Here is a 15,368-nt window from a genome sequence, read left to right as displayed (position 1 = left end):
GGAGAACCACCATGGAATTTTTGGTTATATTTATTCAGAAAGTCATTGGTCAGGGAATTGGCATCTTATACGGTGCGCTTGGAGAAATCCTGACGGAAAAATCCGGTAATTTAAATTTGGGAATTCCGGGTATGATGTATATGGGCGGCATTGCAGGACTGATTGGTGCATTTTTATATGAAAATTCTGCAGCAGCGCCAAATGGATTTGCAGGAGTTTTAATATCCTTTCTCTGTGCCTTTCTCTGCGCCGCATTCGGAGGTCTGATTTACAGCATTCTGACCATAACCTTAAAGGCAAACCAGAACGTTACCGGGCTTGCGCTGACGACCTTTGGTGTTGGATTCGGCAACTTCTTCGGAGGTTCCTTATCAAAACTGGCAGGCGGAGTGGGACAGATTTCCGTTGCTGTCACAGGAGAAGCATTTAAAAGACCTATTCCAGGTCTTTCCAGACTGGGAGCTTTGGGACAGGCATTATTTTCTTATGGATTTTTGACTTACCTTGGAATCATTCTTGCCATAGCACTTGGCTTTTTCTTAAATAGAACGAGAAAGGGACTTAATTTGAGAGCAGTAGGGGAAAGCCCTGCAACAGCAGATGCGGCTGGCATTCCTGTAACTGCATATAAATATTTAGCCACATGCGTTGGCGGTGGATTAAGCGGACTGGGCGGACTGTACTTCGTTATGGAATACTCGGGAGGAACCTGGACAAATAATGGTTTTGGTGACAGAGGCTGGCTGGCAATTGCCCTGGTTATATTTGCACTCTGGAAACCAGTGGGAGCCATCTGGGGTTCTCTGCTGTTTGGCGGGTTGTATATTCTTTATTTATACATTCCCGGCTTAAGCCGTGGGTCACAGGAATTATTTAAGGCATTGCCTTATGTTGTTACCATAATCGTATTAATTATTTCCAGTTTAAGGAAAAAAAGAGAGCACCAGCCACCGGAAAGTCTGGGTCAGCCATATTTCCGGGAAGACCGGTAAAACCATTACTGAGAAATTAAACCAGTCCGGCTGTTTATAAGGATTTTATAATTCTTTTCTTGATTTATGGAGAGACTGACACTATAATGATAGAGATATAGAATGGGTAGAAACTATCCGGATTGGAGACTTTACACAGATGGATAACAAGAATCAAAATAAGATGCCGAAGAATGCTCAGGCAATCGGCATATGGATCTTTGCGTTTCTGATTGCGGTAGCAGGAATCTCTTACTTGCACAATGCGATTACAACAAGGACCAATAAAGAGCTGAGTTATGACACCTTTATGAATATGGTGGATAACGGGCAGGTTGTATCAGTCCATGTGGAAGATACAAAGATTACAATCACCCCGAAGAAGACCTGGGAGGGTTATAAGCCGGGAGTTTCCTATTATACAGTGCGGATGGACAATGATTTGACTCTTGTACAGCGTCTCCATGATGCAGGCGTTGAGACAGTGAGAACCCGCCGTGACAGTAATTTTTTTATCCAGACCATTTTCAGTTACTTGATTCTGTTTGCAGCTATGGGGTTTTTGCTGAATTTCATGATGCGCCGGGTCGGTGGCGGCGGTGGATTAATGGGAGTCGGGAAAAGCAATGCAAAGGTCTATGTACAGAAGGAGACGGGAATTACATTTAAAGATGTAGCCGGAGAAGATGAGGCAAAGGAATCGCTGACAGAGATTGTTGATTTCCTTCATAATCCCGGCAGATATACGAAGATCGGTGCAAAACTTCCAAAAGGTGCCCTTTTAGTAGGACCTCCAGGAACAGGTAAAACACTTTTGGCAAAAGCAGTTGCCGGTGAAGCCCATGTTCCATTTTATTCTTTGTCCGGTTCTGATTTTGTAGAGATGTTTGTAGGAGTCGGTGCATCCCGTGTCCGTGATCTGTTTAAGCAGGCACAGGAATCAGCACCCTGTATTATCTTTATAGATGAAGTGGATGCCATTGGTAAGAGCCGTGATTCAAAGTTTGGCGGCGGCAATGACGAAAGAGAACAGACTTTAAACCAGCTGCTTTCCGAGATGGATGGATTTGATTCCTCCAAAGGACTTTTAGTTCTTGCGGCAACCAACCGTCCGGAGATTCTTGATCCGGCACTTCTTCGTCCAGGCCGTTTTGACCGGAGAATCATTGTCGATAAACCGGATTTAAAAGGACGTGTGGATATTTTAAAAGTTCATTCCAAAGACGTTCTTCTTGATGAAAGCGTTGATCTGGATGCCATTGCCCTTGCAACCTCCGGTGCAGTTGGTTCGGATCTTGCCAATATGATTAATGAAGGTGCTATTTTAGCGGTGAAGAACGGACGCCATGCAGTATCTCAGAAGGATCTGTTCGAAGCAGTGGAAGTAGTGCTGGTTGGTAAAGAGAAGAAGGATCGTGTGCTTAACAAAGAAGAACGGCGTATTGTATCTTATCACGAGGTGGGGCATGCTTTAGTCAGCGCTCTTCAAAAGGATGCAGAACCAGTCCAGAAGATCACCATTGTTCCAAGAACCATGGGAGCGTTGGGGTATGTCATGCACGTTCCGGAAGAAGAGAAGTTTTTAAACTCCAAGAAGGAACTTCATGCCATGCTGGTTGGATATCTGGCAGGACGGGCGGCAGAGGAGATCGTATTCGATTCCATAACCACAGGTGCAGCCAATGACATTGAACAGGCGACCAAGGTAGCCCGCGCCATGATTACCCAGTACGGTATGTCAGAGAAGTTTGGTCTTATAGGTCTGGCAGCCAAGGAAGACCAGTACTTAAGCGGACGGACAGTGATGAACTGTGCGGAAGCCACATCATCCCAGGTGGATGACGAAGTTATGAGAATGCTCAAGGAAGCATATGAAGAAGCAAAGAGCCTTCTCAAAGAGAATCGGGATGTTATGGATAAGATTGCTGAATTCCTCATTGAACGAGAGACGATTACAGGCAAGGAATTCATGAAGATATTCCGTGAAGCAAAAGGAATTCCGGAGCCAGAGAAGGAAGATAAAACTTCTGGAGAAGAAGCAGAATTCAAGAACGGGGACATCCTTTCCGACTGGTCAGAAGAAAGAACAGAAGCAAAAGAGATTGATCTGGGACTTGGGAATGTTAAAGATTAACATTGGTTTAAAACCGCTGAAGGATAGATGCCTGAAGCGGTTTTTCTATTGTAAGAAATGGACATCTTTGGTATAATAGCAGGAGAAGCCTTTAGATTACAGCGGCGTCATGAATGATGATAGCCGTTTCTTTTTGTCTATTTCTACGGAACATCTGGTGTATCCGAAAGGATTTTCTTATGGCAGAAAGAGGAGAGAGGAAGCGAAAGACAAATGATATTGATGAATGAAATACCAGACCGGTTCTGGGGGTTGTTCCGTTCCATTAACCGGTCTACTTACATAGAAGCTTTGTTGAGAATTAATGAGGAATATGAATACAGCAACTATTTTTTGAGCCGGGAAGTCTGTCTTCAGGTGCTGGAAGATTATTTTAACCAGAAAAGGTTTGTAATCTGGAATGACGATCTGGAAGAGGAAGAGGACGAGATGGAACCGCCTGCAAACCGGGTGTTGAACTGGCTGTTAAGGTCCGGGTGGCTTCGAAAAGTGGATGATTATGCTTCCATGGCAGTGCATATTGTAATTCCTGATTATGCAGCAGTCATGATTGAAGCGTTTTTTAAACTTACCAATGATGAAGAGGATGAGACCCAGATTTATATCCAGAATGTGTATGCCATTCTGTTTTCTTTGCAGAACGATAAAAGAGCGGGAGTCAGTCTGTTGAATACAGCCTATGTCAACACCAAGAAACTGAATAAGACGCTGCAGGATATGCTTCATAATATGGATAAGTTTTTTTCCAGTCTGCTGGAACAAAAGGCGTATGGGGAACTTTTAAAAGAGCATCTGGAAGGCTATGTAGAGGAGATTGTCAAGAAGAAATACCATATTTTAAAGACCTCTGATAACTTTTATCTGTATAAAAATGATATTAAGGGCTGGCTTGCGGGTATGAGGGATGACACAGAGTGGCTGGAACAGATGAGCAGACGCAGCGGGAATAAGATGGCAACTGCCCAGATTATTGAGAAACTGGATCAGATTGAAAGAGGATTTGATGACATTGAGCACAGGATTGCCAATATGGACCGGGAACATTCCAGGTACATTCGGGCAACGGTGACAAGACTTAACTATCTTCTGAATCAGGAAGATAATATGAAAGGGCTTGTGATTCGTCTGTTGAATCATCTTTCAGCCGCCAAGGATCAGGATGAGGCGATTAAGGAGATGGGAAACCGGATGAATCTGTCACAGGTTTCCGTTCTATCGGAACAGGCACTTTATAAAAAAAGAAAACCAAGATCTGTATTTAAAGAACATCTGATGGCAGATGAAGAATCCAGGGAACTGAGTACCGAGGAGGTTTTAAATCTGAACCGTTTAAAAAACCGATACAGTAAAAGAGAGATTGAGAACTATATTACATCCCATTTCGAACAAGGCCGTATGACAGTAACAGAACACACGGTAAACTCTCCCGAGGAATTTGAAAAATTGATTCTGGCTTATGATTACTCCACCAGACAGAAAAGCCTTTATCAGGTGGAAGAGATGGAACCGGAAGTGATAGATAATGGAAGATACCGCTATCCCAGGCTGGTATTTGTAAGGAGGAATGATTGATGACTTATGAGGAAACGGCTGGCGCCATGGGACAGATTCCCTATTTTGAAGCCTTAAATCAGGAAGAAAAGAAAGAAGTAACAGAAAGCATAAAGCGTCTTCTGGGACAGACTTTTATGTTAGAACACAAATATGACAAACGTTCCGGGCGTTTCATCTATAACCAGGAATTTAAATTCTGCAATAAACATCTGGAATTTATCCGCGGATATTTTGCCGTAATCGGCATTAGGGTTTTGGAAAACAGTCAGCTCGGGCTTATTTACATTCAGGGAGAGACTACAATGGGAGAAAGACTTCCTAAACTGACAACTCTCTACCTCCTGGTTTTAAAACTGATCTATGATGAACGGATGGCAGAAGCATCGACCAGCGTGAATGTGTATACCACCTTAAGTGACATTCATGAGAAGCTTGGCAGTTACCGTTTATTTAAAAAGCAGCCTGCCCTTACAGAAATACGGCGTACCATCGGTTTGTTAAAAAAATACCAGGTTATTGAACCTCTGGATCTTCTGGAAGATCTGGAAGGAGACAGCCGGTTCATCATCTACCCCTGCATTAATGTGGTGCTGTTCGGTGATGATGCCAGAGGTCTGTTAGAATCATTTGAAGAAGGAGATGACAGCGATGACGAACCAGAGATTTGAAGCTCTTTCCAGGATACTTCTGAACAACTGGCATTATATTAACCGGAAAACATTGTCTTTTCACCAGGAGATCAATTTTTTCACCGGACATTCCGGCAGTGGAAAATCAACGGTGATTGACGCCATGCAGATTCTTCTTTATGCCAATACAGACGGAAGAGGTTTTTTTAATAAAGCGGCAGCAGATGATTCAGACCGGAATCTGATTGAATACCTTCGTGGAATGGTAAACATCGGGGAGAATAATGAATTTGCCTATTTGAGAAATCAGAACTTTTCTACTACCATTGTTCTGGAATTAAAACGGACGGATACAGAGGATTGCCAGTGTGTGGGTGTTGTCTTTGATGTGGAGACTTCCACCAATCAGATTTCCAGAAAGTTTTTCTGGCATAAAGGTCCTTTGTGGGAGAATGAATACCGGACAGAGAAAAGAGCCATGGCAATAGAAGAGGTCATGTCCTATCTCCAGACTTTTTATGGGAAAGAAGATTATTTTGCAACTTCCCATAATGAAAGATTCCGCAGACAACTTTACGATGTGTATCTGGGAGGTCTGGATTCTGAAAAATTCCCTCTTTTATTCAAACGTGCCATCCCGTTCCGAATGAATATCAGACTGGAAGATTTTGTCAGGGAATATATCTGTATGGAGCAGGATATTCATATTGAGGACATGCAGGAAAGCGTAATGCAGTACGGGCGAATGCGGAAGAAGATTGAAGATACCTCTGTTGAGATCGGTATTTTAAAGGATATTTCCCAAAAGTATGCTGTGATTCAGGAGTTAGAAGAAGAAATCAGAAAGAATCAGTATTTTTTCCAGAAAGCGGAGATGTTAGACCTTCAGACCAGAATAAAGGCATTGGCTGATAAGGTATTTCTGGCAAAGAAGGATTTAAGCCGTCAGGAAAAAGAAAAGTCGGATTTGGAGGTTCAGATTCAGGAGCTGACAGGTCAGGGGGAGGAATTACTAAGGAGAATTTCTTCCACCGGATATGAGGATTTAAAGAATCAGCTTGACTCCACACAGGAACTGGTCATTCATTTACAGAAAAGTGCAGACAAGTGGACTCAGACCGCTAAAAGACTGTTAGAATGGATTGAAGAAGAGACCACCTCCAATCAGACCATTTGGGATATTGAAGCTTTTGAAAAAAAGGAAGTGGATGAAGAGGGAATACTCCGGTTAAAACGTTTGATTGCTGAAATGCAAAAAGAAATGGAAGATGCAAAAAAAGAAGCAGAGGGAATTCTTCGGGATATCCGGAAAAAAGAGCGTCAGACCAACGAAGAATTGCTTCAATTAAAGGCTGGTAATAAAGCCTATCCCAAATACTTGGAGCGTGCCAGATCAATCATACAAAAGCGGCTGCTGGAAGAGACGAAAAAAGCAGTGGAGGTTCATGTATTAGCTGATTTATTGGATATCAGGGATGACACCTGGAGAAATGCAGTAGAAGGTTATCTGGGTAATAATAAGCTTTCTCTGGTAGTTCCTCCGGCTTATGCAAAGACCGCTTTACTAATATATGAAGAACTGGATCGGAATGAATATTATAACGTTACAGTTCTGGATACAGAAAAGGCCTCTGACACCACCAGCAAAACCGTTGAACATTCACTGGCAGAGGAAGTGATTGCAGGAGAATCCTATTTAAAGCCTTATATTGATCTTCTTTTTGGCCGTGTTGTCAAATGCCAGAATGTTATGGAATTGAGAAACAGTAAAGTTGGTGTAACTCCAGAATGTATGCTTTATCACAATTTTCGTCTGCAGCATATGAATCCCGACCATTATACAAAGTATGCCTATATTGGAAAGGACAGTGTGCGCAGAAGAATCCGTCTTCTGGAAAAGAGTCTTGTCTCAATGGAAGAGGAAAAAAAGGAACCTGAGACAACGGTAAAAGAATGCGAAAGAATTCTTTCCATGGAGGCACTTGGGGAGGACGTTTTGGTCTATCTGGAGTGGCAGCAGGATATCTCTTCCTTAAAAATGAAGGAAAAGGAAAAAAGAAGGCTGGAACAAAAACTGGAGCAGATCAAGGCACAGAACGTCAGTGAATGGGAAAAAGAACGAGATGCTGTTTTAAAGGTTTGCGAGGAGAAGCGAGAGAAGCAGAGGATTGTGGAACGTCAGATGTTTGAATGCACCAGCAGAATCAAAGGATTTGAAAGGGAGATTTTACAGATTGAGGAGGAACTGGCATGGAAGACAAAATCTCTGGAGGTTTGTGACGATCTGGAAGAGGAAGGAAGAGCCTGGTTCGAGACTTCAGAAACACTCCGGTATGACAGGTTAAAGGACCAATTTTTTTCTGCGGTAAAAGAAAAAGAGGAATCCAGAGAAGAAGCTTTTCAAGTGCTGATGTCTGCCAGAGGAGAGTATGCCAGACGGTATCCCAATAGAAACTGTTCCCTGACTGCAAAGGAGAATGAGGAATATGACCGATTACTTGAAATTATGGAGTGCACAAATCTGGAGGAATATAAAATAAGGGCAGCGGAGCAGGCAAAATCAGCCGTTCTGCATTTTAAAGATGATTTTATGTTTAAGATAAGGAGTGCAATTAAAGATGCATTGCAAAGAAGAGATGAGCTGAACCGGATCATCAGCCGGCTGGATTTTGGAAAGGATAAATACCAGTTTGTGATTGGAAAAAACAAAGGTCCGGACGGAAGATATTTTGACATGTTCATGGATGATTCTCTGGACGTGAATCCATCCCATCTTACGGATGGAGATCATGATCAGATGAATTTGTTTACCATGGAACATGAGAATCAGTATGGAGAGGTTATTAACGACTTAATTCATATTTTTATTCCTCCGGATAATGCAACTCCAGAGCAGATGGAAGAGGCAAAGCGCAATATGGATCGGTATGCAGATTATCGTACCTATCTGTCTTTTGATATGCAGCAGATCATTCAGAATGATGATGAGGTTATTAAAATCCGGTTAAGCAAAATGCTTAAGAAGAATTCCGGAGGCGAGGGACAGAATCCTCTCTATGTCGCCCTTTTAGCAAGCTTTGCCCAGGCATACCGGATTAATTTATCCCCGAAAGTACAGAGGAATCCAACCATACGCCTGGTGGTGCTCGATGAGGCATTCTCCAAGATGGATGCAGAGAAAGTAGCAAGCTGTATTGAACTGATCCGCGGGTTGGGATTCCAGGCAATCATCAGTGCAACCAATGATAAAATCCAGAATTATGTGGAAAACGTTGATAAGACTTTTGTTTTTGCAAATCCCAATAAAAAGTCCATATCCATTCAGGAATTTGAACGGGAAAGTTTTCCTGAGCTGATGAAAGATCTTGATGAAGAAGAGTAGGAGGTGACAGGAGTGTTAAGAGATAAGGAGAAAACCATAGGAAATCTGATTGATAATCAGCGTGTTTCTTTTATTAGTTCTGTAGATGAAGATGGATTTCCTAATACAAAGGCGATGCTTCCTCCGAGAAAGAGGGAGGGGATTCGAACCTTTTATTTTTCAACAAATGTTTCTTCTATGAGAGTATTGCAGTATCGCTCGAATCCGAAAGCATGTATCTATTTCTGTGATAAAAGGTTTTTTAGAGGAGTAATGCTAATCGGTATGGTGGAAGTGCTGGAGGATGCTGCAATTAAAGAAATGATCTGGCAGGAAGGTGACACACAATACTACTCCAAAGGTGTTACAGACCCGGATTATTGTGTCTTAAAGTTTACGGCAAGTGCAGGGAGGTTTTATTCCAATTTTAAGTCGGAAAGTTTTCCCATAGAATAAAAGTTCCCAAAAGCTACCTAATACAAGTATGCCTTGATGCAGGTGCACCTGTATCAAGGCATTTAGGAGGTAATAGGATTCTCCTAAAGTAGATGCGGTAAATAACCAAATCCACTTTAGGAGGATTTTTTGTGTTTAAATCTCTGCACGCTCCAGAATGTAGGGCAAGATATTATAAGAATAATTTGCCAAGAATCAAGTCAGTTTAACGTCCTGTCTCAAAGTGTATCATCATGTTATCTGTATCATATGTTTGTATAAACGGTTATTTCAGATTCATTTTGTCACAGCCTCTAATAATATTAAATTCACTATGTTACTGATAGGCGGGTGTTAATTATAAAGCAAATGTTTCTGTTATAATTTATTGTCTAAAATCTCTGAATCTCATGGATTTGTGCTTTTATTAGGGAAGATTTGAAAACCATCTGCTTCAAGAGGTGCTATACATTTTGGGAAAAATTTGTTTCAGATGAAAATGATGCAATGGTTTTCAAGATACATACCAGGAAGCGGTTTTAAAATAAAGATATTTATAGCAGATAGGGGGATAAGAATGTTTTTTAAGCTTGTTAATAGTTACTTAAATATTATGAAAACAGTAAAAACATAATAATTTAGTTATTGATTAAAGCTCGTCTGAAGATTTGATGCCACAATCGGTATTCTTGATTTTTTGTGTATTTACTTCTAATTCGGTTATGCTGATCTTCTTCTATACATAATTTTTAAGAAATCTGTTTATTTTTTGAAACAGGTAGTTTTAAAAACCATTTTCTCATGTTCCACATCATTATTATCCTGCTTCCGTTTCTGTTGAAGAGTCATTATAATTGGTAACAGAATTTTATGATATGTCTGAAAACTCATTGCTTCCATTTATACGACCCAGTTTGCAGTATAGTTGCATCAAATTTAGTTCGTGCAGCTCACTACCCACTACCCCCCTTTCAGCCGGAACAAATCTTACACAAAATGTAACGAGCCTGTTGAAACAGGAAGTACTCCGACACGTCCAGGAAATAGAGGAGAATTAATCGTAAATTTTTGTTGCGATTGGATGAGATTTCAGTATTACTTCTATTTAAAATCTGTTATATAATAGACCTGTTGTTCTTTTTTGTTCCTCTGGTCTTTCAGCAGCATTTTGAGTAAAAAAGATTAAGGGAGAGGGGTTTTTAGAAAAAAATTTGTACAAAAGAACAATCGAACAAATGTTTGCAAATGAAATTATTATGTGATATAATCGAAGAATCAAATATTTTTTCACCAGATAGATAATAGAAGTGTGTTTTGAAGCAGCGGTATGGCTGTCAATTTATTACAGGAGTACATTATGGCAAAACAGTATATTAAGATAAGAGGTGCCAATGAGCACAACCTAAAGAACGTTTCCGTGGATATTCCAAGGAATGAACTTGTTGTTTTAACTGGTCTGAGTGGTTCGGGAAAATCATCTCTGGCTTTTGATACGATTTATGCAGAAGGGCAGAGACGCTATATGGAGTCCCTTTCTTCCTATGCCCGGCAGTTCCTGGGACAGATGGAGAAGCCGGATGTGGAGAATATTGAAGGACTGTCTCCTGCTATATCCATTGATCAGAAGTCTACCAACCGCAACCCCCGTTCCACAGTAGGAACCGTAACGGAAATTTATGATTACATGAGGCTGCTCTATGCCAGAATCGGAATTCCCCATTGTCCTAAGTGCGGAAGAGAAATCCGTAAACAAACGGTAGATCAGATGGTAGATCAGATTATGGCACTGCCTGAGCGGACCAAGATCCAGCTTCTTGCTCCTGTGGTAAGAGGAAGAAAAGGCGAACATGCAAAAGTTTTAGAGAATGCAAGGAGAAGCGGATATGTCAGAATCCGTATTGACGGCAGTATTTATGAACTTTCTGAAGAGATTAAACTGGATAAGAACATTAAGCATAATATTGAAGTGGTAGTAGACCGTCTTGCCATAAGGGAAGGAATTGAAAAGCGTCTGACCGATTCTATTGAGACTGTTATGGAACTTGCGGACGGGTTAATGGTAGTTGATGTCATCGACGGTAAGCCGATTAATTTCAGCCAGAGTTTTTCATGCCCGGACTGCGGAATCAGCATTGATGAAGTGGAGCCAAGAAGTTTTTCCTTTAATAACCCTTTCGGTGCCTGTCCTGATTGTTTTGGACTGGGCTATAAGATGGAGTTCGACGAGGATCTGATGATTCCGGATAAAAGTCTTAGCATTGATGAGGGAGCTATTGTTGTATTAGGCTGGCAGTCCTGTACGGATAAGGGCAGTTATACAAGAGCAGTTTTGGAAGCTCTCGCCAAGGCCTATGATTTTCAGCTTGACACGCCTTTTCAGGACTATTCCAAAGAGATTCACGATGTTCTCATCCACGGAACCAATGGAAAAGAAGTGAAGGTTTATTATAAAGGACAGCGGGGAGAAGGAATCTATGATGTGGCATTTGAAGGTCTGATTCAGAACGTTGCACGAAGATACCGGGAGACCTATTCAGAATCTTCAAAGGCAGAGTATGAGACATTCATGAGAATAACTCCTTGCCCGGCCTGCGGTGGAATGAGGCTGAAAAAGGAGTCTTTGTCAGTAACGGTAGGTGGTAAGAACATTTATGAGGCCACCAATATGTCCATTGTCCGTTCCCGTGAATTTATGGACCAGCTGGAACTAACTCCTATGCAGCATGCCATTGGCGATCTGATATTAAAAGAGATTCGTGCCAGAATTTCTTTTCTGATAGATGTAGGTCTTGATTATCTGACATTAAGCCGCGCAACCGGAACTCTCTCAGGAGGAGAAGCACAGAGAATCCGTCTTGCCACGCAGATTGGCTCCGGACTGGTGGGAGTAGCTTATATTCTGGATGAACCCAGTATTGGTCTTCACCAGAGGGATAATGACAAGCTGTTAAAGACCCTTCTGCACCTTCGGGATCTTGGCAACAGTGTAATTGTGGTGGAACATGATGAAGATACCATGATGGCAGCAGACTATATTGTAGATATAGGACCTGGAGCAGGAGAACACGGCGGTAATGTAGTTGCAGTCGGTAATGCAAAGCAGATCATGAAGAATAAGAAATCTGTGACAGGTGCTTATTTAAGCGGGCGTATTAAGATACCAGTTCCGAAGGAACGCAGAAAGCCTACTGGATTCATCACAGTAAAGGGAGCAGCCGAGAATAACTTAAAAAACATTGATGTGGAATTTCCTTTAGGCGTTATGACTTGTGTGACTGGAGTGTCTGGTTCAGGAAAGAGTTCTCTGGTTAACGAGATTCTCTACAAATCCCTGGCTAAGAAATTAAACCGTGCCAGAACTGTCCCAGGAAAACATAAATCTCTGGAGGGCGTGGAACAGCTTGATAAGATCATTGCGATTGACCAGTCCCCTATTGGGCGTACTCCCAGGTCAAATCCGGCTACATATACGGGCGTATTTGATTTAATCAGGGACTTATTCGCTTCAACTTCCGATGCAAAGGCGAAAGGATATTCAAAGGGACGTTTTAGTTTTAATGTGAAAGGCGGGCGGTGTGAGGCATGCAGCGGAGATGGTATCATTAAGATCGAGATGCACTTTTTGCCCGACGTATATGTTCCCTGTGAAGTCTGTGCAGGCAAACGGTATAACCGTGAGACATTGGATGTAAAATACAAAGGAAAGAGTATTTACGATGTATTGGACATGACCGTGGAAGAAGCAGTGAAGTTCTTTGAAAATGTACCTTCCATTGCAAGGAAGATATCCACTTTAAATGAAGTTGGGCTTTCCTATGTTAAGTTGGGACAGCCTTCCACAGAGCTTTCTGGCGGAGAGGCACAGAGAATCAAACTTGCAACAGAATTAAGTAAACGTGGAACTGGTAAGACCATTTACATTCTGGATGAACCAACGACAGGACTTCATTTTGCGGATGTCCACAAGCTGGTAGAGATTCTAAGAAAACTGTCTGACGGCGGGAACACGGTGGTCGTTATTGAACACAATTTAGAGGTTATTAAAACAGCAGATTATATTATAGATATTGGTCCGGAAGGCGGAGATAAGGGTGGAACAGTAATTGCACAGGGGACACCGGAAGAAGTGGCGGCTTGTGCTGATTCTTATACCGGTTATTATGTGAAGAAATATCTGGAGTGAGTAAATCCAGTTCCGTAAGTTTTCTACAATGATGGTTCCGTTGTGTTCCCTTTCTATTCTATGTTCATCTGATGGAAATACACAATAATCAGTATTGTTTTTTACATCTTTCGACTGAAAACAAGAAAATACTTGTCAAGCCCATGGAAGTAGAATATAATGTAACCCAAAGCGTTATTTGTTGAAGATGAAATTAGGAGGAATACCCGTGAAAAGAGAAATGATTATCGTTCTGGATTTTGGCGGACAATATAACCAGCTAATTGCCAGAAGGGTCAGAGAATGCAATGTTTACTGTGAGGTTCATCCTCATACATTGTCCCTGGACAAGATTAAAGAAATGAATCCGAAGGGAATCATTTTTACTGGTGGTCCAAACAGTGCTTATAAGGAAGAGTCCCCTCGCTGTGAGAAAGAGATCTTTGAAATGGGCATCCCGATTCTGGGTATCTGTTATGGTTCCCAGTTAATGGCACACATGCTGGGCGGAAAGGTTTCCACAGCCCCAGTCAGTGAGTATGGAAAGACGGAAGTGGATGTAGAACCAGACAGCAGAATTTTAGAGAATGTAAGTTCCAAGACCATTTGTTGGATGAGTCATACGGATTATATAGAGAAAGCACCAGAGGGTTTTCGTGTTACCGCTCACACTCCAGTATGCCCGGTTGCTGGCATGGAATGTGAAGAACGTGGACTTTATGCAGTGCAGTTCCATCCGGAAGTAATGCACACTCAGGAAGGTACCAGAATGCTTTCCAATTTTGTGTACAATGTTTGCCAGTGTTCTGGTGACTGGAAGATGGATTCCTTCGTGGAAACCTCCATTCAGGCAATCAGAGAAAAAGTAGGATCAGGAAAAGTTCTCTGTGCACTTTCTGGCGGTGTGGATTCCTCTGTTGCTGCCGTTATGCTGGCAAGAGCAGTAGGAAAACAGCTTACCTGTGTATTTGTTGATCATGGTCTTCTGCGCAAGAATGAAGGCGATGAAGTGGAAGCGGTCTTTGGACCTGAGGGTCCATATGACTTAAACTTTATCCGGGTCAATGCCCAGCAGCGTTTTTATGATAAGCTGGAAGGGGTGGAAGATCCTGAGAAAAAGCGTAAGATCATTGGAGAAGAGTTTATTCGTGTATTTGAGGATGAAGCGAAGAAGATTGGCAAAGTGGACTTTTTTGTTCAGGGAACCATTTATCCGGACGTCATTGAGTCCGGTCTTGGAAAGTCAGCAGTGATTAAATCCCACCACAACGTTGGAGGTCTTCCAGAGCATGTAGACTTTAAAGAGATTATTGAGCCTTTGAGACTTCTCTTCAAAGATGAAGTGCGAAGGGCTGGTCTGGAACTGGATATTCCTGAGTATCTTGTATACCGTCAGCCATTCCCTGGTCCAGGACTTGGTGTCCGTATTATAGGAGCAGTTACCCCTGAGAAGGTAAGGATTGTTCAGGAAGCAGATGCAATTTACAGAGAAGAGATTGCGAAAGCTGGAGTTGATAAGGAACTTGGTCAGTATTTTGCAGCCCTTACCAACATGCGTTCTGTAGGATGCATGGGAGATGAGAGAACTTATGATTATGCCATTGCACTTCGTGCAGTACTCACCTCTGATTTCATGACTGCAGAATCAGCAGAACTGCCTTGGGAAGTACTTGGAATTGTGACAAGAAGAATTGTAAATGAAGTAAAAGGTGTGAACCGGGTGCTGTATGATTGCACTGGGAAACCGCCGGCTACTATTGAGTTTGAATAGTTGAAGCAGAGCCGCAAAGCCCGTAAACACAAGGGTCTAGCGGCTTTTTTCTTTTTTATTGCATCACGATTGCATTATTTATTCCACTTTTCTGTGATAGATAGAAGTATGTTGATTGCTAGTATAGCCAGCAATGCTGCGTGAAGCTCAGCGTCGGACATTTCCAGAAAGTAAAACATTAGAAGAATGTTCCGCTTTTCTTCCGGAAGTACCGCGGCAGTTGCTTTGTGTACGAATCATGACCTTTCTTGCCAAACAATCAAATTGATACTGAATGGTTGTCTGGAAATCACGGTTGACCTGCTCCGTTAATTCTTTTACCGGAATGGAATTGAAAGAAGATGATTTCAT

8 protein-coding genes and 1 pseudogene are annotated in these 15,368 nt (G+C 42.0%); 8 read left to right on the top strand and 1 reads right to left on the bottom strand.

All coding sequences use genetic code 11. From position 1 onward, the window contains the following. Window positions 1-11 precede the first annotated feature (11 nt). The 8 genes from FAY33_RS10755 to guaA all read left to right on the top strand — a co-directional run bounded on the left by FAY33_RS10755 (window position 12) and on the right by guaA (window position 15,017). Entirely contained in the window at window positions 12-992 is a 981-nt protein-coding gene (locus FAY33_RS10755) for an ABC transporter permease (protein ID WP_143321231.1), read from the top strand. A gap of 139 nt (window positions 993-1,131) precedes the next feature. Beyond that, on the top strand, window positions 1,132-3,105 hold the full coding sequence (gene ftsH / locus FAY33_RS10750; protein ID WP_143321230.1) for an ATP-dependent zinc metalloprotease FtsH: 1,974 nt from the start codon (window positions 1,132-1,134) through the stop codon (window positions 3,103-3,105). A 213-nt stretch (window positions 3,106-3,318) separates the two neighbouring features. Continuing rightward, window positions 3,319-4,677, top strand: coding sequence for a Wadjet anti-phage system protein JetA family protein (locus FAY33_RS10745; RefSeq protein WP_143321229.1), 1,359 nt, complete (start codon window positions 3,319-3,321; stop codon window positions 4,675-4,677). After that, window positions 4,677-5,327 (top strand): DUF4194 domain-containing protein, encoded by a 651-nt coding sequence (locus FAY33_RS10740; protein ID WP_143321228.1) that lies wholly within the window; start codon window positions 4,677-4,679, stop codon window positions 5,325-5,327. The genes FAY33_RS10745 and FAY33_RS10740 overlap by 1 nt, the downstream gene beginning before the upstream one ends. After that, entirely contained in the window at window positions 5,308-8,670 is a 3,363-nt protein-coding gene (locus FAY33_RS10735; RefSeq protein WP_143321227.1) for an SbcC/MukB-like Walker B domain-containing protein, read from the top strand. The genes FAY33_RS10740 and FAY33_RS10735 overlap by 20 nt, the downstream gene beginning before the upstream one ends. A gap of 12 nt (window positions 8,671-8,682) precedes the next feature. Further along, window positions 8,683-9,105, top strand: a complete 423-nt coding sequence (locus FAY33_RS10730) for a pyridoxamine 5'-phosphate oxidase family protein (protein ID WP_143321226.1) — start codon at window positions 8,683-8,685, stop codon at window positions 9,103-9,105. A 1,336-nt stretch (window positions 9,106-10,441) separates the two neighbouring features. Then, window positions 10,442-13,267: an excinuclease ABC subunit UvrA gene (uvrA, locus tag FAY33_RS10725; RefSeq protein ID WP_143321225.1), complete on the top strand. Its 2,826-nt coding sequence runs from the start codon at window positions 10,442-10,444 to the stop codon at window positions 13,265-13,267. Between the two features lie 208 nt (window positions 13,268-13,475). Continuing rightward, window positions 13,476-15,017, top strand: a complete 1,542-nt coding sequence (guaA, locus tag FAY33_RS10720) for a glutamine-hydrolyzing GMP synthase (RefSeq protein ID WP_143321224.1) — start codon at window positions 13,476-13,478, stop codon at window positions 15,015-15,017. A 147-nt stretch (window positions 15,018-15,164) separates the two neighbouring features. Here the strand turns inward: guaA and FAY33_RS19460 are convergent. Next, a pseudogene (locus FAY33_RS19460) lies at window positions 15,165-15,368 on the bottom strand (hypothetical protein); the annotation flags it as partial.

The organism is Clostridium sp. HBUAS56010, assembly GCF_007115105.1.
In the GTDB taxonomy this organism is placed as follows: Bacteria; Bacillota; Clostridia; order Lachnospirales; family Lachnospiraceae; genus Lacrimispora.
The sequence above is the reverse complement of the archived record's forward strand: the minus strand, read 5'-3'. Positions and strand labels throughout refer to the sequence as shown.

Bases quoted from the DNA above. Each gene is read 5' to 3' on its own strand.
- FAY33_RS10740 (WP_143321228.1), top strand. From the start codon at position 4,677: ATGACTTATGAGGAAACGGCTGGCGCCATGGGACAGATTCCCTATTTT.
- FAY33_RS10745 (WP_143321229.1), top strand. From the start codon at position 3,319: ATGATATTGATGAATGAAATACCAGACCGGTTCTGGGGGTTGTTCCGT.
- FAY33_RS10755 (WP_143321231.1), top strand. From the start codon at position 12: ATGGAATTTTTGGTTATATTTATTCAGAAAGTCATTGGTCAGGGAATT.
- uvrA (WP_143321225.1), top strand. From the start codon at position 10,442: ATGGCAAAACAGTATATTAAGATAAGAGGTGCCAATGAGCACAACCTA.
- FAY33_RS10735 (WP_143321227.1), top strand. From the start codon at position 5,308: ATGACGAACCAGAGATTTGAAGCTCTTTCCAGGATACTTCTGAACAAC.
- ftsH (WP_143321230.1), top strand. From the start codon at position 1,132: ATGGATAACAAGAATCAAAATAAGATGCCGAAGAATGCTCAGGCAATC.